Raw genomic sequence first — 18,809 nt, 5'->3', positions numbered from 1 at the left:
GGGCGTTATTGCTAACGCCCGTTTGATTTAGTTTGTCGTCGGTTAGAAGTTAATTCTGATACCGGCTGTCACAATATTGTTGTGACCTTTGCTTTTCGCAAGTTTGAGATCATAATTAGCATATAGCGAAACATTTTTGTTTAACTCAGCTAATGCGCCGACCCCTACCCACGTTTTGCTTTTCGCAAGGCCAATACCTTTTACATCGAATTTTGCATCTTGTAAGCCAGTATAGCTTGCTTTAAAGCTAAGATCTTCACGTTTAAACGCTTGTTGATGATTTACATAGCCTTGGAATGTAGTTTTTACACCACCTACATCAAGACTTAACGCTGTGCGTAAACCAACCAATGCGCTAGTTTGTTGATAGGTCGTTTTATCCGCAGTTAAACCAAATTGGCTGTTTGTTTCACTGAATGCGCCACGTCTGACAACATCATGACTTAAACCGACAAACGGTGTTAATGCGAATTGACCTACGTTGAAGTCATAGCCTGATTCGAGGTAAGCAGACAATACCTTATCACGGTGGTTAATTTTTGCTGTACTTACGTTATTATCCGCCAAAATAATATTACGTTCGACATCAGAATCTACACTACCGTAACCAAGGCGACCTTGGAGATACCAAGGTGTTTTATGCTTGTTACCCACACGAGCATATAATGATGCACCAATACCATCAGCTTTAGCGCTACCGCCATAGCGGTCAAAACTTACTTTTGCTTTTGAGTAATTGAATGCAGTACCTAAAATGACATTTTCGCTGATTTGTTTATCAACACCGAGTTGGCCAGCATAGGTGTTGGTTTTACCTTCACCGAAACCTGCTTCTTTTAGTGTACCGTTACCATAAATACCCGTAGCCCATACACCAGCAGTTTCGCCTACGTTATCTAGTTTACCTAGCATAACAAGACGATTAGAGAGGTCTTTATTCACTGTTTCTGCATTTTCAAATGTAAGCGCTTGCGCAGACGCATAAATTTGACCAGATAAGCTATCTAAAGCGACTCCTTGCGTATTGCTATTGGCAATACTGTTTTGTAGAACAGCTGCGTGTTGTGCAAAGGTTTCATTCGTTGCAGCCGTTGTGCCGTTATTTCCCTCAATTTGCGAATCTAATGTGGTGAAAGCGCTTTCTAATGCCATGGCAACATTTTCACGCATTGTTTCGCCAGAAGTGTTTTCGGTCACATACTCTGCGACATTTTTACGGCTAACTGTTGCTGTAACTTCATTTTCGCTGGTTTTTTCTGCCGTCGCAGTTAATAACCCTGATGTTTCTATTGCAGCAAAGTTACCCTTAATTGCAGTGTCAGAGGTAATCGCATTGATGGTGACACCTTTTGCGGTGACATACTGCGCTTTACCATCTTTAACTGCAGCTAGTGATAAAGTAGAGTCGTTTAAGTCAACTTCTCCTTTTACGTTTAAGTTTGAACCTAAATCTGACACTAGCGTACTTTGCGCCGTAGCAACGTAATCTTTATTGATCGTAGAATAACCCTGGTTAACAATAGTACCCTCGTTATTTACGCCATTTTCTAACGTGGTATTATTGACAACCAATGTACCACTACGCGACACGTTGACTTTAGACGCATATTGTTTACCGTTAATAGTGATAGCACCTTCATTGAGCGTTGTGTCTCCTGCAAAGGTACTCGCACCCGATAAAATTAATTCGCCTTGACCATTTTTTACTAAGCCTGCATCACCATCAATATTGTTTGAAAACTCATAGCTTCCATCTGGAATATTAACGGTAACGTTATCTGCTAATGCAAGACGTTTGTCAAAGCTGGCTGGACCGTTTACTGCTTTTTCAACGTTAAGCAAGCCCCAACCATATACATCATCTACCCCAGGTGCACCAATATCAGTTGCCGTTGATAAGATAGATTGTTTGATGAGGTTGCCATCCATCCAAGGATATTTTTGTTTCACGAGTGCTGCCGTCCCCGTGACTGCTGGAGCTGCAAAGGATGAACCGCTAGCAATAATGTTTCTACCACCTAAATTAAAGATGTAGTCACCCATTGCGGTAACGGTCCAATTTTTTGCCACACCGGCTTGAGAATATGGCAATAAATTGCTCCATTCAAAGTTACCCAATCCTTCATTAGTTCTGGTTGCTACTGCAACAACAGAGATCCAACCTTTTTCCAAGCTTGGCTCATAATAAGGTAAACCTGCTTGGACTGATGGATTGAGATCACCGCGGTTATTTCCCGCAGCCCAGACAAATAACCCACCATCTTTTACTTTATCTTTATAGAATCTTAAGACATCACTATCAAATTGGCGGAGATAGTAATAAGAGGAGTTTCTATTGTTGTTAAAGTAAGTCAGTGGTTTTGGAATACCATATGACTGGTTAAAAATACGGGCACCACGATACCATAAATCATTATAGATTGAGGCGGTTGCGGATAAGCCCGTGCCACTGGATGTCGTTTTAGTAATATCTGCTAATAATAGTGTTGCTTTAGGTGCAACGCCATTACGAGAGTTCCCGCCTCCAATCATTTCCGCAACTTGGATACCATGGGTTGCGCTAGCTGGAGCCGTGCGCCCTGTTTCAATCACTACAGCACGATGCCCAAATTTTTTATTGATGTCGTCATACATAAGATAGTTTTTAAAACCACTATCTAGTACCCCAACAGTAACGCCTGCACCATCTAGTCGAACATTGGCCTTATTATTCGGATCTGTAGTGCTATAACCGCGCGAGCGATCATTCCACTGAATTCCTCTATTTGGCACATTGATTGCAACAGGTGTTGGGCGAACGTTTACAGGTTCTGTTGGTTTAATGATGATTGGACCCACATCATAAATTGGCGCATCTACAACAGGTGTCGTATCAACAACTGGCTGAACAGGAATTTCCTCAACTGGTTTGATATCGACAACAGGTTGAGCAGGAGGTTCCTCAACAGGCTGAATATCAGCAACAGGAGGGGTAGGTTTTTCCTCAACTGGTTTAATATCAACCACAGGGGGAGTTGGTTCTTCCTCAACTGGTTTAATATCAACAACAGGTTGAATTGGCGTTTCCTCAACAGGTTTGATATCAACAACAGGTCTGGTTACAACAGGTGTGTAAACTGTACGGACGGTTGTGCGACCATTTACCGTAGTATAAATCTTGGTAATAGTGATACCGTCAATAGTTGTTGATACAGTTCTGGTTGTTACTCCAGTATAGCGGGCGGGATTATACCAAGACGAATAATTATTACGATAATTCGAAGTGTAATAATATCCCGAGTAAATCGGAGCATATTTATAATAGCTATCCGTGGCGGAAGGATAGTATCTCATTGTACTTGCAAGCTGTTCAGAAACTTGGCTTGCATTAACCTCTGGCGATAAGGCTAATAGTGTTGCTATTGCAGCAACATAACTTTTATTTTTCACCTTTTGGTTTCCTTCTAATAGATACAAAGATACCCCTTGTTTATTCGTAAATCTATTACGGATCCTTTAATAGAAATGTAAAACAAGGGATGTAAATTAGAACAAAAATTAAAATCAAAATCAATAATGTTGTTTTTTTGTTTGATTTTGGATTAAAAAATAGAAGGGGTTGTAAATTATTTTGAAGGGATATTTTCTTATTTTAAAAATATGCCAATCGTTTGCGCTGGTGGGGATATTTTAAAAAAATATGAAATTATATATCGGGGGATTTTCCCCCGATAATTTAAATTAATTTATTGTCCATAATACGCATTTGCACCATGCTTACGTAAATAGTGTTTATCTAATAATTCCTGTTGCATTGAGTTAATTTGTGGACGAATTTGATGACTGACAAAATTCATATAAGCAACTTCTTCTAACACTACGGAATTATGCACTGCATCAAAAGCATCTTTACCCCAAGTGAATGGACCGTGAGAATGAACTAATACACCTGGTACTTGATCTGGGTTAATCCCACGTTTACGGAAAGTTTCCACCACTACTTTACCTGTTTCTAATTCATATTCCCCTGCAATTTCCTCTGGCGTCATTCGGCGAGTGCAAGGCACAGAGCCATAAAAATAGTCGCCCTGTGTTGTGCCTAAGCAGAGAATATCTTCGCCTGCTTGTGCCCAAGCGGTTGCATGACGAGAGTGAGTATGCACCACGCCTCCGATGTTCGGAAATTGACGATAAAATTCTAAGTGCGTTGGCGTATCCGATGAAGGTTTTTTATCCCCCCACACACGGTTACCTTGCAAGTCCATAATCACAATATCATCAGCAGTCATTACATCGTAATCCACGCCTGATGGTTTAATGGCGACTAAGCCTGTTTCACGATCAATTTCACTCACATTTCCCCAAGTAAAGGTCACCAATTTATATTTTGGGAGTTCAAGATTGGCTTTAAGCACACGTTCACGCAATTCTTTTAACATTGGAATCCTCCTTCTTGCATTTTTTGCTCAATCCAACGACGAGCATTGATAATTTCTGCGATAGGCTCTTCGGCTTTTTCCGTCCACATTTCAATCAAAAATGCACCACGATAGTTAAGTTCTGCAAGTAATTTAAAGAAACCGACAAAGTCCACACAGCCCTCACCGAATGGCACATCTCGGAATTGCCCTTTGCAGGTTTCGGTGACCTTGTAAGTATCTTTTAAGTGAATTTTAGAGATTTTATCTATACCTAAACGTAACTCTTCCTGCCAATTGTCATTCCACGCACTCAAATTGCCTATGTCGGGATAAACGGTAAACCACGGATTTTTAATCAAATCGTCCCATTTCTTCCAACGAGAAATAGAACTCATAAACTGAGTATCCATAATTTCCACTGCAATCGTTACCTCATTGCTTGCTGCAAGTTCTACCGCCCATTCTAATCCCTCTTGGAAATGTTTGAGCGTTTCTTCATCTTGCTCTTCGTAATACACATCATAACCGGCCAGCTGAATGGTACGAATACCAAGATCAACCGCTAACTGCACCGCTTTTTCCATAATTTCACGCGCTTTCGCACGGATTTCTGGATCGTGACTACCAAATGGGAAGCGGCGATGCCCTGAAAGGCACATTGAAGGAATGGTTACGCCTGTGTTAATGATTGCTTTCACGAGCTTAATCCGCTCTTTTTTGCTCCAATCTAATCGTGCTAAACGCTCATCGGTTTCATCAATAGATATTTCCACAAAATCAAAACCGCAGGCTTTCGCAATAGAAAGTCTATCCTGCCAAGAAATATTTTTTGGCAACGCTTTTTCATAAATACCAAGTTTGTGTTTTCTCATAGGTTTTCCTATTTTTAGAGTAAAGATGCTGAGCAGAATTTCAGAAAGTAATTTTTTCCACCTAAAGGATTAAATCCTTTCGGTAATATTTATTTTTCCGTTTCTAATAAGAGACTCTTCTTGGTAAGTAGCAATAACATAATCTCCTGTTGGATAGGCCACAGCCATCAAGAAATATCCCTGTTCTATTTGCTCATCTGTTAGAAATGATTGTTCGCTTTGAGCGGTGGCTGGGTCAATAATTAAACGTACAGCACAGGCACTAAAGCTCCCAATCCAATGCTAATAAATGTAATAGAAAATTAACCTTTTCCAAGATTTTTTATTCATTACACTATTCTCCTATAGTATTACGGTAACCATATTTCAGATCGCATTTTATGAAGGAAGTTTATTGTTTGATTGGTTAAGCTAAAATAACCTCTAATCCCTTATTTCTTAAGGCATTGATAATTGCAGAGTCGGCTTCTTTCCCTGTAATCAGTAAATCAATTTCTTTTAGTTCAGAAAACAGCATTCCGACACGTTTACCTAATTTACTACTATCTAATAAAACCACATATTTATTTGCTCTTGCTGACATCTGTTTTTCAGAATTGGCTATAATCATATCCGTTTTAAATAAGCCATCTTGAGTGAAGCCTTTACCGCTGGTGAACATAATATTCGCCGCATAAGTTGATTCATTCTGTGCATTTAGTGACAATGTAATTGCTTTATTATGGTTATATTGTCCACCAATAATCACGAGATCCTCATGATTATGCTCAATTAGATGGTTAGCAAGCGGTAGATAATTGGTCATAATTTGCAATTTTTTCCGGCACAAATGTTCGCCGAGCATCAGCATCGTCGAACCACAGGTGAGTAAAACGCTATCGCCATCAGTACATAATTTGCTTGCTGCTTGAGCTATACGTTGTTTTTCATCGCTATTAGAAATAATTCCCTTATGTTTTGGAATAAAGTCCGTACGCAATACTTCAGCGCCATTGCGCACTTTTTGTAATCGACCTTGCTCATGAAGTTTATTTATATCTCGGCGAGCGGTAGCGGGCGAAACATTGAGTAATTCAATAATATCTTGGGTAGAGAGAAACTGCTTGTCTGATAGCAAATTCAATAATTGTCTGTGTCGATAATTCTCGTTCATTATTCGTCCTGTGTTTTTTGATTATTATTAGCCGTAATGAACGGTAGGGGCGAATGACAACCCGCCCCTACAATTAGTTACAGCATAGATTTAAATTGAATATTTGGTTCTTGCTCAAAGCAATCATCAAAGCCACGAGGGTGGTGGTATTCAATTAGATCTTTATCTCGTGGGTACACATATTTGCCACCTACTTCCCAAATGAATGGGTGGAATTGATATTGTAAACGGTCTTTACGCATACGCCATAATTGTAGAATTTCATCAGTACTTGCCATAAAGTTCGTCCAAATATCGTGATGTACCGGGATAATCACTTTACAACGTAAACATTCCGCCATACGCAATAAATCTACAGAGGTCATTTTATCTGCGATACCTACAGGGTTTTCACCATAGTTATTGAGTGCAACATCAATATCAAACTGTTTACCATGTTTTGCAAATTGAATAGAGTAGTGAGAGTCTGCTCCATGGTAAATAGTACCACCAGGGGTTTTGAACACGTAGTTTACTGCTTTACGTCCCATTTCTTCATCAGAAGGGCAAAGACCAGCTAATTCTCCACCTCTTTCTTCTGCACCTTCGACTGGTAAGGTTACTAAACAGGTACGGTCGAATGAATCTAGCGCATGAATTTCAACGTCTTTGAGTTTTACGACATCACCTGGTTTTACAATGATAATGCGCTCTTCTGGTACACCCCATTTTTTCCATAGCTCAGCACAGTGCCATGGGCCAACAAATTTAACATGGTTGAGATTTGGATTATTCACAATTGCAGCAGCTACATTTACATCAATGTGGTCTGAGTGATAGTGCGAAGCTAAGATAAAATCTACTTCGTTAATTGAAAATGGATCCAATACCATTGGCTGTGCGCGTAGGTTCGGTTGTAGTTTACGTACACCTGCCATATTTGCCATTTGGTGACCACGTACCATATCTTTTACTTTCTTAGTTGATTTTCCTCGTCCACACCATAAATCCATGCAAATATTGGCACCCGCTGGGGTTTTGATCCACACACCCACACAACCTAACCACCACATAGCAAAGTTACCCTCTGGTACAACTTCTTGCTCGATCTCCTCATTTAGCCAAGTACCCCATTCAGGGAAGGTTGATAAAATCCAGCTTTCACGGGTAATTTCAGAAATTTTGCTCATTACGAACTCCTTTTGTTCAAATAAGATTAAATAATCACAAATAATCATAACTAATCATCAGAATTTGTAAAATACATTTTTAGAATTTTGTGATCTATGTCTAATTTTTCTTATTTGTATGAGCCTTTATCTACATTGATTAGTCTCGTGTTTATAATTAGTTTTATCTGGGAACAATACCAAGATATATACGAGATTTATTTTATTTTTTAAAAAAAATGGCGCAATGAAAAAATGATTTTTTTTGTGAACTTCATCACAAATAATCAAATCCAATCTTTTATAATCGTCAATAATTGTTATTATTTATCACGTTGATTCCCTTAGGGATAATAATTTTTATTTCACAACACATAAATAAGAGGCACTCTTATGGACTTTCTTACTGATATTCTCCTTTTTTTAAAGGATCAAGTGCTAAATAAAGCACCTTTCTTATTGGGTATTGTTGCTTTTATCGGTTATACCTTACTGAAAAAAGACACCACAACAATTATTAAAGGCACAATTAAAACTATTGTTGGTTTCTTTATTGTGCAAGCAGGTTCAGGTTTCTTAACTAGTAACTTTAAACCTGTAATTGATGGTCTAGCAAAATATCATCAATTAACCGGGGCAGTTATTGATCCATATACCAGTATGCAATCAACCATTCAAACAATGGGTGAGAATTATGCATGGGTTGGTTATGCTGTTATCGGCGCACTATTACTCAATATTTTATTAGTTGTATTTCGTCGTTTAACGGGTATTCGTACTATTATGCTTACGGGGCATATTATGTTCCAGCAAGCAGGCTTAGTTGCTGTGTTCTATATGATCATCGGCGCCTCTATGTGGGAAACGATTATTTATACTTCTGTGTTAATGGCGCTCTATTGGGGTATCTCATCTAACATTATGTATAAACCAACTCAAGCGGTTACTGGTGGTGCAGGTTTTTCTATTGGCCACCAACAACAAATTGCTTCTTGGATTGCGGTTAAACTCGCGCCGAAACTGGGAGATAGAAAAGACTCTGTGGATCATATGAACTTACCAAAATGGTTACATATTTTCCACGACAGTATTTCAGCTACAGCGATTGTAATGACAGTTTTCTTCGGTATTATCCTACTGTCTTTCGGCTTAGATAATTTGAAAGAAATGGCTGGAAATACCAACTGGTTCATGTATATCTTAGAGATGGGTTTGAAATTTGCGGTAGCAATTCAAATTATCGTAACAGGTGTGCGTATGTTTGTGGCTGAACTTTCAGAAGCTTTCAAAGGTATTGCAGAACGCTTAATTCCAAATTCAGTCTTGGCGATTGACTGTGCGGCAATCTACGCATTCTCTCCAAATGCCATGGTGTTCGGCTTTATGTGGGGGGCAATTGGTCAGTTTGTGGCAGTTGCAGCCTTACTCGGTGTGGGTTCTCCAGTATTAATTATCCCTGGCTTTATTCCAATGTTCTTCTCAAATGCAACTATTGGTGTATTTGCTAACCAATTTGGTGGTTGGAAAGCTGTGATGAAAATCTGTTTTGTCATGGGTTTAATTGAAGTATTTGGTTCTGCATGGGTTATTCAAATGCTGGCTGAACAGGGCACAACCTTCAATGGTTGGATGGGTATGGCAGACTGGGCATTATTCTTCCCACCAATTTTACAAGGTATTATTAGTGTTCCTGGTTTCTTCTTCATCATTGTTGCAGCTGCAATGGTCTATATGTTCTTTGCATCAAAACAATTACGTGCTGAAGAAGCTGAAGCAGCAGCAAAAGGTTTAACCCTTGAACAGCTAGATGGCTATGGCTTAGATGAAGTAAAAGGCGAAGAAGAGCCTGTACAAGCGGCTGTAAATACCGAAAATTCTGCAAATCCAGTACGCATCTTAGCAGTGTGTGGTTCTGGACAAGGCTCATCTATGATGATGAAAATGAAAATTAAAGGCTACTTAGATAAACGCGGTATTCCAAATATTATGGATTCTTGTGCAGTAACAGATTACAAAGGCAAATTAAATGAAGTTGATATTATTGTATCAAGCAAACATTTAGCTGGCGAAATTGAAGTTCCTGAAGGTAAAGCCGTACTTGGTGTACAAAATATGTTAAATCCGAATTCATTCGGTGATGAATTAATCGAATTGATTAACAAACATAATGCTAAAGCGTAATCAGGCGTAATAATATGGGGCGAAATGATTATTCGCCCCAACTATTCAAAGGAATGTGTGATGAACTTAAAACAATCTCTTATTGAAAATAATTCTATTTTATTAAATCAATCTGCTAAAAATTGGGAAGAGGCAGTAAAGATTGGAACAGATTTATTAATAAAAGCAGGCACAATTGAGCCACGCTATTACGATAATATTATTAGCAAGGTAAAAGAGCTTGGGCCTTATATTATTCTTGCTCCAGGATTAGCTATGCCGCATGCTCGTCCAGAAGAAGGTGTTATTAAAACATCATTCGCCTTAGTGACATTAACTGAACCTGTATTTTTTGAGGGTGAAGAAGAAGGGGTTCGTGTGTTATTAACATTAGCAGGCAGTGATTCAGACCAACATATGCAAGGCTTAATGGAGATTACCCAAGTATTAGATGACCCAGAAAGCGAGAGTGGGGTAGATTTAGAAAAAATTCTCCGTTGCCAAAGTGCTGAAGATGTCTATGCAGTGATTGATGCAGCGTTATCTGCATAACAGAATGGGTGTGTAATTCCAATTTATATAACGATTAAAGGAGTAAATATGTCAAAACCAATGTTACAAATCGCTCTAGATTCTCTATCACTTGAAAAAGCGGTAGCAGATGCTAAACAAGCCGAAGGAGTGGTAGAAATTATTGAAATCGGCACAATTCTGGCTTGTGCAGAAGGGATGAAAGCGGTTTCAACTTTACGTGCACTGCATCCGAATCATATTTTGGTTTGCGATCTTAAAACCACCGATGGTGGCGCGATCCTTGCCAAAATGGCATTTGAAGCGGGAGCGGATTGGCTTACTGTTTCTGCAGCGGCGCACCCCGCAACAAAAGCGGCTTGTAAGAAAGTGGCTGATGACTTTAATGCTGCTCACCCAGAGTTAAAAGTACAAAAAGAAATTCAGATTGAAATTTACGGCAATTGGACTTTTGAAGATGCTAAAGAATGGGTTGATTTAGGTGTAAAACAAGCGATTTACCACCGTTCTCGTGATGCAGAGCTTGCAGGTAAAGGCTGGACAGCGGAAGATATTGAGAAAATGAAACGCCTTGAAGAAATCGGCTTAGAACTTTCCATCACTGGTGGCATTGTGCCGGAAGAAATTCACCTCTTTAAAGAGATCAAAAATGCTAAAGTATTTATTGCTGGACGTGCTTTAGTAGGAGAAAAAGGCAAACAAACCGCTGAAGCCATTCGTGCTGAAATTGAGAAATATTGGTAATCTATTAATAAATTTAAAGTTAAGCCAGCCTCTGAGGTTGGCTTTTTTATTGCCTATTGAACGCGCCGCTATTAGATACTTTTTCACACTTGGCTAAATAGCCGGATGAATATAACAAGCGGTCGTTTTAGCCTAAAAATGTGCAAAATGTGATCTATATCTAAAAAGCATTATTTTGCTAATTTCTTCATTTGACAAAATAATTAGCAAAAATTAGATTGAGAACGTTACCGCAAACGATTTCTTTTTGCGAGTAATTGGTGAAACAGATTTTGTTTCGGAATATAGCAATGCGCAGAGAGGTGATTACAAATGGTAAATTTGATCATCGCCACTCACGGAAAATTCTCCGCCGAGTTGGTTAATTCGGCACAAATGGTTTATGGCGACATAGATAATTTGCACGTTGTGACTTTTGTGCCAGGAGAGGGGCAGGATACCCTTGTTGAGAAATATCAAGCAATTATTGCGACTTTAGCGCAAGATGCTCAGGTATTATTTTTAGTCGATCTATTTGGTGGCAGTCCGTATAACGCCGCTGCTCGAATAGTTGCGATGCGTCCGCAAGATGATATTGTGACAGGCGTAAATTTGCCAATGTTACTGGAAGTGATGGATGCATCTGCTGATGAGAAGAGCGCTTCTGCCTTGGCTGCGTTGGCAAAAGAAGTAGGGCAACAAAGTGTAAAAACTTTTCATCACCAAGCAGCTATAGCAGATGAACAAATAGCTGAAAGGCCTCTGCTTGCAGAACCAGAAACATATGATCCTGAAGGTAGAATGACGATTTCCTTAATGCGGATTGATGATCGTTTAATCCATGGACAAGTTGCGACGTCTTGGGCAAAAGCCGTGAAATGTGAAGCTATTTTTGCGGTGAGTGATGAAGTTGCCCAAGATGAACTGCGTAAAAACCTCCTCCTCCAAATTGCCCCAGAGCACCTTAAAGCCTACGTTATCCCCGTCGAAAAAGCGATTAAAGTTTATCACAATCCTAAATATGCTAGCCGCCATGTATTATGGCTTGTAACTAAACCTGCTGACATTGTACGTCTTATTGAAGGAGGGGTGAAAATTGATAAAGTGAATGTCGGTGGTATGACCTATAAAGACGGTAATAAACAGTTATCTGATGCCGTCACGGTGGGTAAAGAGGATGTTGCAGCATTTAAGAAATTGCTTGAATTAGGCATTGAGCTTTCACTGCAAAAAGTAGCAAGCAACCCAAAAGTTGAGCTAACGCGGAAAAAACTTGATGAAATTCACTTTTAAATAGGAAATGAATTATGACTACGATGGAAATTATTCTCGTCACATTGGTGGCAGCAGTCTGCGGTATGGGCAGCGTATTAGATGAACGTCAAACACACCGACCTTTAATTGCTTGTACCTTAGTTGGTTGGGTATTAGGTGACTTACAAACAGGTGTGATTGTAGGTGGTACATTAGAAATGCTCGCACTAGGTTGGATGAATGTTGGCGCTGCCATGGCGCCAGATGCGGCATTGGCTTCCGTTATTGCTGCGATTTTGGTGATTAAGGGCGGGCAAGATAAAGGTACAGCGATTGCTATCGCGATTCCAGTTGCCGCAGCAGGACAAGTATTAACAATTTTTGTGCGTACTTTAACGATTTTCTTGCAACATAAAGCAGATAAATTTGCAGAACAGGCAAATTTCCGAGGTATTGAACTTTGCCACTTTACGGGCTTGGCATTACAAGCATTGCGGGTAGCAATTCCAACCTTCTTTGTTGCTTTAGTGGCAGGTACAGACAGTGTCACAGAAGCCCTAAATGCGATTCCTGAAGTTGTTACGCGTGGCTTGCAAATTGCTGGTGGCTTTATCGTGGTTGTTGGTTATGCCATGGTCATTAATATGATGCGTGCAGAAGCGCTTATGCCGTTCTTCTTTATCGGCTTTGTAGTTGCCTCATTCTCTAATTACAACTTGGTGGGATTAGGCTTCTTGGGTGCGTGCTTAGCAATGATCTATATCCAATTAAATCCACGCTTTAATGTGACTACTCAAGCCCCTGCTCAACATAAAAAATTAGCAGAGAATGAGTTAGAAGGTCTATAAGGAGAACAGATTATGTCAGAGAAAAAACAACTTACCGCAGCTGATATTCGTGCCACCTATTGGCGCTCAACCTTTTTACTTGGTTCGTTTAACTTTGAACGTATGCAATCAATGGGATTTTGTGTTTCCATGATTCCTGCGATTAAACGCTTATATTCCAGTAAGGAAGATCAAGCAGCGGCATTAAAACGCCATTTAGAGTTTTTTAATACCCAGCCTTGGGTTGGCTCAGCCATCATGGGGGTGACCGCAGCAATGGAACAAGAGCGAGCAAATGGTGCAGATATTGATGATGCTGCAATCAACGGGGTCAAAGTCGGGTTAATGGGGCCATTAGCTGGCGTGGGCGATCCTATTTTCTGGGGAACATTACGCCCGGTATTGGCTGCGCTTGGTGCAGGGCTAGCAATTAGTGGCAGTTTGCTCGGGCCATTACTTTTCTTCATCGGTATTAATCTTTGCCGCGCTTTAACGCGTTGGTATGGCTTTAAATATGGCTATCAGAAAGGCACAGAAATTGTGAGCGACATGGGCGGGGGACGCCTACAAAAATTAACCCAAGGAGCCTCTATTCTTGGCTTGTTTGTTATGGGCTCACTGGTTTCAAAATGGACGAGTATTAATATTCCGCTAGAGCTTTCTCGTTACACTAATGCAATGGGGGAAGAGGTTGTTACTACGGTGCAAAGCGTGCTCAATGATCTGCTTCCAGGGTTAGCAGCGCTGTTGCTGACTTTCTTATGTATGTGGCTATTACGCAAAAAAGTGAATGCGATGTATATTATCTTTGCTCTATTTGGGGTGGGTATTCTCGGTTATCATTTTGGGGTATTAGCCTAAAAGCAATTTAAGGCGCGCAAAGCGCGCCTTACAAGCGGTTAATTTTTAGGAATTTTTTGCAAATGGATCTAAAACCTATCTTAAAAGCACCGCCAGAACAGCGTTATATAAAAAATAGTTCAATGCTAGTGACAGGCTTATTTATTATTGCAGGCGTGCTTTATTATCCCACGCAGGGTTATGGCGCTGTGATTGCATTAGCTCTGGCGCTTTTTGTTTTGCTGGGACAGAAATTGCTCATTGCTCAAACTAAACGTTATTTTGCAGAAATGTATGCAGCCAAACAGCAATTTGAACAGAGCGGAAACCCAGATTATTTAGAATTTATTCGCCTACGTGGCACACAAATGTTGTCGGATAATAAAGTGCTTGCAGATTCGGCAAAAACAGAAATTCAAACTCTGCTTGCTTTCGTTCACAAGCATAAAGGGGCGTAACGAACGCCCCTATTTTTAGAGGAATAGCTCATCAAGGATGACTGCTAATCCATCATGATTATTATCTAAAGTGACGCGCTCTACAGCCTGTTTAATTTGCTCTGGGGCATTGCCCATTGCTACACCTAAGCCTGCATATTCCAGCATATCCAAATCATTAAAATTATCGCCAAATGCAATGATATTTTCTTGCTTAATGCCCAATTTCTGTTGCATGAACTGTAATGCATTTGCTTTGCTAGCATTAGGATGCATAATTTCTAGATATTCGTTTTTCGAGCGGTGAATGGCGAGATGTGGAAATAATGCTTTCAGAACTTTTTCAGTCACTAAAATCAACTTTGCATCAGCAATAACCAAAATTTTATGCACATGAGTTAAATATTTTGGCTTTAAACTGGCCCGGAGGTGGGTAATCTCACCTTCTTGTACTGTCCATTTGTTCTCTGGGTTAGGGCAAAACCAGTCTAATCCGGAATAGTAATTAAGTGACAGATCTGGCACCTGTTCAAGAATGTGCGATACTTTCTCAAAGTCGGCTTGTGCAAGTTCAATACTATACAGCGGTTGTAAATCAGCATCTAAAATAAGCGCACCACCATAACAAATCATGGGGCAGTGTGCGTTTAGTTGCTGATAAAAAGGTGTCATTGCCAGTGGAGGACGGGCAGAAGCCAGAATAAATGGAATACCTTGTCTGAGTACGCGTTGGATAGATTTGGCAGTTTGTGGCGAGATTTGGTGCTGGCTATTGAGTAGCGTACCATCAATATCGCTGAAAATGGCTTTATATTGTTGAGACATCTTTTTCTCCTATGTTGTGCTGCTTGCCGTAGTGTAGCGCTTTTTTAAGCACAATAAATCGAGCCATGTCAAAAAACAAGCGGTGTTTTTTGCAACATTTTCAGCAAATTACACCGCTTGTTAGGTTGTTATTTTATAGCAAGATACTACCAATCAACGCAATTATAAAGCCTGTTACACCAATAGAAGTTTCGAGTAACGTCCATGTCTTCAGCGTAGTTTTTTCGTCCATTTCTAAGAAACGACTCATCAGCCAGAAACCAGAATCATTGACGTGAGAAAGCACGGTTGAGCCAGAAGCTATCGCAATCACAATAAAGCAAAGATCGAACTGACTTAAATCGGTAGCAGAAGCCACCATTGGCGCAACAAGGGCTGATGCGGTAGTGAGCGCTACAGTTGCAGAACCTTGTGCGACACGGAATACCATTGCAATAAAGAATGCAGCTACGACAATCGGCATGCCGGTATCGGCAACCATTTCAGATAGTACATCACCAATGCCACTTGCGCGTAATACACCACCGAACATTCCTCCTGCACCAGTGACTAGCACAATAGAACAAATCGGGCCAAGAGCGTTATTACAGATTTTTTCAATTTGCTCAAGGCTGCGATTATCCCGTAACAACATAATTGCCACGATTAAGGTAATTAGCAACGCAACTGGCGTTTTACCAATTAGCCGTAATGCTTCTACCCAAGTTTGTGAGCCATCAATAACTTTTGCGACCGATAGAGTATTTAAACCAGTGTCGAATAAAATAAGCATAATGGGCAGAACTAACACGCTCATCACTTTGGCAAAACTAGGTGGGTTTTGTACCGCTAGCTCGCTGACTGGTTGAGCATTTAAAAAGGTTTTTGGCAGATCAACATGAACACGTTTACTAATAAATTCACTGAAAAGATAAGTGCCAATGTACCAAGTCGGAATTGCGCAGGCTAAACCAACAATCACTAATAAGCCCATATTCACACCTAAAAGATCACCTGATGCAACAGGACCTGGGTGTGGGGGAAGGAAGGCGTGCATTACGGCAAATGCGCCAGCAGATGGGAAAGCATAGCGTAGCACGGAGCCGCCAAACTGTTTTGCCACACTAAAAATAATAGGAAGCATCACGACCAGACCCGCATCAAAGAAAATCGGAAAACCGAATAAAAGAGAGGTAACACCTAAGGCAAATGGTGCACGCTCTTTGCCGAATTTGTTGATTAGGGTGTCTGCCAGCACTTTAGCCCCACCGGTAATTTCTAATAAACGCCCGATCATTGCACCGAGACCTACAAGTAACGCTACGGAAGCAAGTGTGCCGCCAAAGCCATTTAGTAAGGTTGGCAGAATTTTATCAACAGGAATCCCCGCTGCCAGTGCAGTGAGTAAGCTCACCAAAATCAATGCAACAAAGGCATGGACTTTGAATTTCATAATTAGTACCAACAGTAAGATGATGGCAGCAAACATCACGAAAAGTAACATAATGATCTCCTTGTGAATAAATGTTATCGGTAACATAGCTAAAAATGCGTTCAGAGTAAACGATTGCTTGTTTTTTATTTCAAATTTGTGATCTGGTTCAAATTTTATTTAAATGCTAGGTGATTTTTGAGGATAACCTGTTAAATTTGCTAACAAGTGACGTTATCGGTAACAATTTGAGGGCAATATCATGGCACAGGGTAAAGCATTTATTTTGATGGGCGTTTCAAGTACAGGCAAAACAAGTGTTGGGACGGCTGTTGCACAGCAACTTGGTATGAAATTTATTGATGGTGATGATCTTCATCCTCGGGCGAACATTTTAAAAATGGCAAGTGGTCATCCACTGAACGATAATGATAGAGCTCCTTGGCTTACACGCATTAACGATGCGGCATTTAGCCTTGAACAAAAAAGTGAAAAAGGAATTATTGTCTGTTCCGCATTAAAGAAAAAATATCGTGATCAAATTCGCCAAGGTAATGCAAAGGTGACATTCCTATTCTTACATGGCGCATTTGAACTCGTGTTGGAACGAATGAAGCAACGTAAGGGACATTTTATGAAACCCGAAATGTTGCAAAGCCAATTTAATACGCTAGAAGTTCCACAGGCAGATGAGCCTGATGTCATTTTTATTGATATTGATGGTAGTTTTGATGAAGTGGTGGAACGTTGTGTTGCCACAGTTAAAGCTTTGATTTAAGGATTGTTGAGTAATTCAAATTAAATAGTGCTTTTAAGCATAGCCTTTAGAGCGGCAGAGTTTTGCCTCGTCGTGGCAAAATCTGCTGCTGGCGAATTTAAAGCAGCAAAGCCTTTTCAGGCTTTGCCAAACAGTTCTTGATGTTTTTTCACAAGTTTTTCTCGATCTTGTGTAAAAGTTAATTGTGTTTTTGCTCTTTCCAAATAATTTTCGGCTTGAATTTTTGCTTGCAGAGCTAAGGCGGGTTCAGGGCAATGTTGCCAAATTGTAGCAAGGCTTTTTTGTAGCACAATTTGTACTTCCAACTGAGCGCCGCCATCTCGGCAGATAGGAGAATAACAGTCGTCAATCACACTTTCAAAGTCTAACGGCACAATGGATAAACGTGTAAATTTCCTGTTATTTTTAGCCTCATACGGCGTAATGAGCAGTTGTGCGGTGTGCAGTAACACCTTCAGCGCTGTTCCGGGGTCATTGACTGCTGGCGATAATGCTCGTTGGGCAACTTCGCTGAAGACAATAAATCCCCAGTTAGGATCTTGATCAAAACTACGTTCTTTAGCAATGATAAAGCAGTGTCTAATTTTATCCGCTAACTCTTGATCAGCAGTTTCAGTTTTTACCAGTATGCTACTTGGTGTAATTAATTCACCTGCGCGAACACAAATATGCATATGGCTTGCTTGTTGCTCAGCAAGCGCTTGCAAGCTAGCTAAATTAATGTGAGTTAAATAGCCCATTTGATCAGCATAGATAGCAATAGCGTTTTCGCTCAATGAGCCTTGCCATGCTGTTTCTTGAGCTGGGTTTTGTCGATATTGTTGTAAAGCGGTTGCTGTGGCAGAGTGGATTTTATCCAACGTATGCCCCAAGCGACCAAGTTGGGATAGGGTTGAAACCCAACTAATTAGCGTAATAATGACATAGGCGAGCACTAATATTGTGCAGAGAAATAACACAAATCGCCCGTTCTGTTCGTAAAAATCCATTCCTAGTGCGGTTTTCGCAATAACAGCATAGATAAACGCTGAAATGAAGCTTGCAATAGTTCGGCGGCTTGGCGCATCATCAATAACTAAATGAGTGGCTCTTGGCGTTGCACTGCTGGAGGCAGAAGCAAAAGCTGAAACCATGATAGAAAGCGCAAAGGTACTGACTGCAAACATAGTGGAGGAGATAATATTGAGTAAGCCTTCCAATGTTTCTAAACGAATATCGGGGAAAATATTTGCTGGTAAGAAAATGCCCGCTAAACGAGCTGCAAAGGCAAAACCAATCGCAAAGCATGTGGCATATAACGCAGAAAGTCCAAGCCGTTTACTTGGCTCACGAAGTAAAATTAACCAACGATAGAGCATAGTGATTCCGAATAAAATATGAGTAAGAGCCAGCATTCTATGCCAAGTCAATAAAAAGAGCACTTTTATTTGCAGAAGGTGTATTAGAAAAT

16 protein-coding genes are annotated in these 18,809 nt (G+C 40.2%); 8 read left to right on the top strand and 8 right to left on the bottom strand.

What is annotated here, in order from left to right; all coding sequences use genetic code 11:
• Positions 1-42: 42 nt before the first annotated feature.
• The 5 genes from F542_RS10135 to ulaG all read right to left on the bottom strand — a co-directional run bounded on the left by F542_RS10135 (position 43) and on the right by ulaG (position 7,594).
• Complete coding sequence (locus tag F542_RS10135; RefSeq protein WP_015431593.1) at positions 43-3,429, bottom strand: autotransporter domain-containing protein; 3,387 nt, start codon at positions 3,427-3,429, stop codon at positions 43-45.
• A gap of 296 nt (positions 3,430-3,725) precedes the next feature.
• Positions 3,726-4,418 (bottom strand): L-ribulose-5-phosphate 4-epimerase, encoded by a 693-nt coding sequence (gene araD, locus F542_RS10130; RefSeq protein ID WP_015431594.1) that lies wholly within the window; start codon positions 4,416-4,418, stop codon positions 3,726-3,728.
• Complete coding sequence (locus F542_RS10125; protein ID WP_015431595.1) at positions 4,412-5,272, bottom strand: L-ribulose-5-phosphate 3-epimerase; 861 nt, start codon at positions 5,270-5,272, stop codon at positions 4,412-4,414. The genes araD and F542_RS10125 overlap by 7 nt, the downstream gene beginning before the upstream one ends.
• Positions 5,273-5,678: 406 nt before the next feature.
• Positions 5,679-6,425 carry an HTH-type transcriptional regulator UlaR gene (gene ulaR, locus F542_RS10120; RefSeq protein WP_025267467.1) on the bottom strand — a complete coding sequence of 249 codons (747 nt, stop codon included), beginning with the start codon at positions 6,423-6,425 and terminating at the stop codon, positions 5,679-5,681.
• A gap of 77 nt (positions 6,426-6,502) precedes the next feature.
• Positions 6,503-7,594: an L-ascorbate 6-phosphate lactonase gene (gene ulaG, locus F542_RS10115; RefSeq protein ID WP_025267466.1), complete on the bottom strand. Its 1,092-nt coding sequence runs from the start codon at positions 7,592-7,594 to the stop codon at positions 6,503-6,505.
• Positions 7,595-7,966: 372 nt separating this feature from the next.
• Between ulaG and F542_RS10110 the strand changes: the two genes are divergently transcribed.
• The 7 genes from F542_RS10110 (at position 7,967) to F542_RS10080 (ending at position 14,366) form a co-directional block, all read left to right on the top strand.
• The gene (locus F542_RS10110; RefSeq protein WP_015431598.1) at positions 7,967-9,754 is read left to right on the top strand and encodes a PTS ascorbate-specific subunit IIBC; all 1,788 of its coding nucleotides are present in this window, start codon (positions 7,967-7,969) and stop codon (positions 9,752-9,754) included.
• 60 nt (positions 9,755-9,814) lie between these two features.
• Positions 9,815-10,285, top strand: coding sequence for a PTS sugar transporter subunit IIA (locus F542_RS10105; RefSeq protein ID WP_025267465.1), 471 nt, complete (start codon positions 9,815-9,817; stop codon positions 10,283-10,285).
• A 48-nt stretch (positions 10,286-10,333) separates the two neighbouring features.
• Positions 10,334-11,008: a 3-keto-L-gulonate-6-phosphate decarboxylase UlaD gene (locus F542_RS10100; RefSeq protein WP_015431600.1), complete on the top strand. Its 675-nt coding sequence runs from the start codon at positions 10,334-10,336 to the stop codon at positions 11,006-11,008.
• A 312-nt stretch (positions 11,009-11,320) separates the two neighbouring features.
• Positions 11,321-12,280, top strand: coding sequence for a mannose/fructose/sorbose PTS transporter subunit IIB (locus tag F542_RS10095; RefSeq protein ID WP_015431601.1), 960 nt, complete (start codon positions 11,321-11,323; stop codon positions 12,278-12,280).
• A 14-nt stretch (positions 12,281-12,294) separates the two neighbouring features.
• Positions 12,295-13,089, top strand: a complete 795-nt coding sequence (locus tag F542_RS10090; RefSeq protein WP_025267464.1) for a PTS mannose/fructose/sorbose transporter subunit IIC — start codon at positions 12,295-12,297, stop codon at positions 13,087-13,089.
• 12 nt (positions 13,090-13,101) lie between these two features.
• Entirely contained in the window at positions 13,102-13,929 is an 828-nt protein-coding gene (gene manZ, locus F542_RS10085; protein WP_015431603.1) for a PTS mannose transporter subunit IID, read from the top strand.
• Between the two features lie 62 nt (positions 13,930-13,991).
• The gene (locus tag F542_RS10080; RefSeq protein WP_015431604.1) at positions 13,992-14,366 is read left to right on the top strand and encodes a hypothetical protein; all 375 of its coding nucleotides are present in this window, start codon (positions 13,992-13,994) and stop codon (positions 14,364-14,366) included.
• Between the two features lie 15 nt (positions 14,367-14,381).
• Here F542_RS10080 and F542_RS10075 read toward each other — a convergent pair whose 3' ends face one another.
• Together F542_RS10075 and F542_RS10070 are read right to left on the bottom strand one after the other, a co-directional pair.
• On the bottom strand, positions 14,382-15,170 hold the full coding sequence (locus tag F542_RS10075) for a Cof-type HAD-IIB family hydrolase (protein WP_015431605.1): 789 nt from the start codon (positions 15,168-15,170) through the stop codon (positions 14,382-14,384).
• 133 nt (positions 15,171-15,303) lie between these two features.
• Entirely contained in the window at positions 15,304-16,653 is a 1,350-nt protein-coding gene (locus F542_RS10070; protein WP_025267463.1) for a GntP family permease, read from the bottom strand.
• A 190-nt stretch (positions 16,654-16,843) separates the two neighbouring features.
• Here F542_RS10070 and F542_RS10065 point away from each other — a divergent pair, with 190 nt between their 5' ends.
• Positions 16,844-17,359 (top strand): gluconokinase, encoded by a 516-nt coding sequence (locus F542_RS10065; protein WP_015431607.1) that lies wholly within the window; start codon positions 16,844-16,846, stop codon positions 17,357-17,359.
• Between the two features lie 116 nt (positions 17,360-17,475).
• Here F542_RS10065 and F542_RS10060 read toward each other — a convergent pair whose 3' ends face one another.
• Positions 17,476-18,753 carry a DUF2254 domain-containing protein gene (locus F542_RS10060; protein WP_231504931.1) on the bottom strand — a complete coding sequence of 426 codons (1,278 nt, stop codon included), beginning with the start codon at positions 18,751-18,753 and terminating at the stop codon, positions 17,476-17,478.
• Positions 18,754-18,809: the final 56 nt, after the last annotated feature.

Source organism: Bibersteinia trehalosi USDA-ARS-USMARC-188, assembly GCF_000521725.1.
Classification (GTDB): domain Bacteria; phylum Pseudomonadota; class Gammaproteobacteria; order Enterobacterales; family Pasteurellaceae; genus Bibersteinia; species Bibersteinia trehalosi.
This window is presented reverse-complemented; position numbering and strand designations above follow the sequence as displayed.

Bases quoted from the DNA above. Each gene is read 5' to 3' on its own strand.
- araD (WP_015431594.1), bottom strand. From the start codon at position 4,418: ATGTTAAAAGAATTGCGTGAACGTGTGCTTAAAGCCAATCTTGAACTC.
- F542_RS10125 (WP_015431595.1), bottom strand. From the start codon at position 5,272: ATGAGAAAACACAAACTTGGTATTTATGAAAAAGCGTTGCCAAAAAAT.
- ulaR (WP_025267467.1), bottom strand. From the start codon at position 6,425: ATGAACGAGAATTATCGACACAGACAATTATTGAATTTGCTATCAGAC.
- ulaG (WP_025267466.1), bottom strand. From the start codon at position 7,594: ATGAGCAAAATTTCTGAAATTACCCGTGAAAGCTGGATTTTATCAACC.
- F542_RS10110 (WP_015431598.1), top strand. From the start codon at position 7,967: ATGGACTTTCTTACTGATATTCTCCTTTTTTTAAAGGATCAAGTGCTA.
- F542_RS10105 (WP_025267465.1), top strand. From the start codon at position 9,815: ATGAACTTAAAACAATCTCTTATTGAAAATAATTCTATTTTATTAAAT.
- F542_RS10100 (WP_015431600.1), top strand. From the start codon at position 10,334: ATGTCAAAACCAATGTTACAAATCGCTCTAGATTCTCTATCACTTGAA.
- F542_RS10095 (WP_015431601.1), top strand. From the start codon at position 11,321: ATGGTAAATTTGATCATCGCCACTCACGGAAAATTCTCCGCCGAGTTG.
- F542_RS10090 (WP_025267464.1), top strand. From the start codon at position 12,295: ATGACTACGATGGAAATTATTCTCGTCACATTGGTGGCAGCAGTCTGC.
- manZ (WP_015431603.1), top strand. From the start codon at position 13,102: ATGTCAGAGAAAAAACAACTTACCGCAGCTGATATTCGTGCCACCTAT.
- F542_RS10080 (WP_015431604.1), top strand. From the start codon at position 13,992: ATGGATCTAAAACCTATCTTAAAAGCACCGCCAGAACAGCGTTATATA.
- F542_RS10075 (WP_015431605.1), bottom strand. From the start codon at position 15,170: ATGTCTCAACAATATAAAGCCATTTTCAGCGATATTGATGGTACGCTA.
- F542_RS10070 (WP_025267463.1), bottom strand. From the start codon at position 16,653: ATGTTACTTTTCGTGATGTTTGCTGCCATCATCTTACTGTTGGTACTA.
- F542_RS10065 (WP_015431607.1), top strand. From the start codon at position 16,844: ATGGCACAGGGTAAAGCATTTATTTTGATGGGCGTTTCAAGTACAGGC.
- F542_RS10060 (WP_231504931.1), bottom strand. From the start codon at position 18,753: ATGCTGGCTCTTACTCATATTTTATTCGGAATCACTATGCTCTATCGT.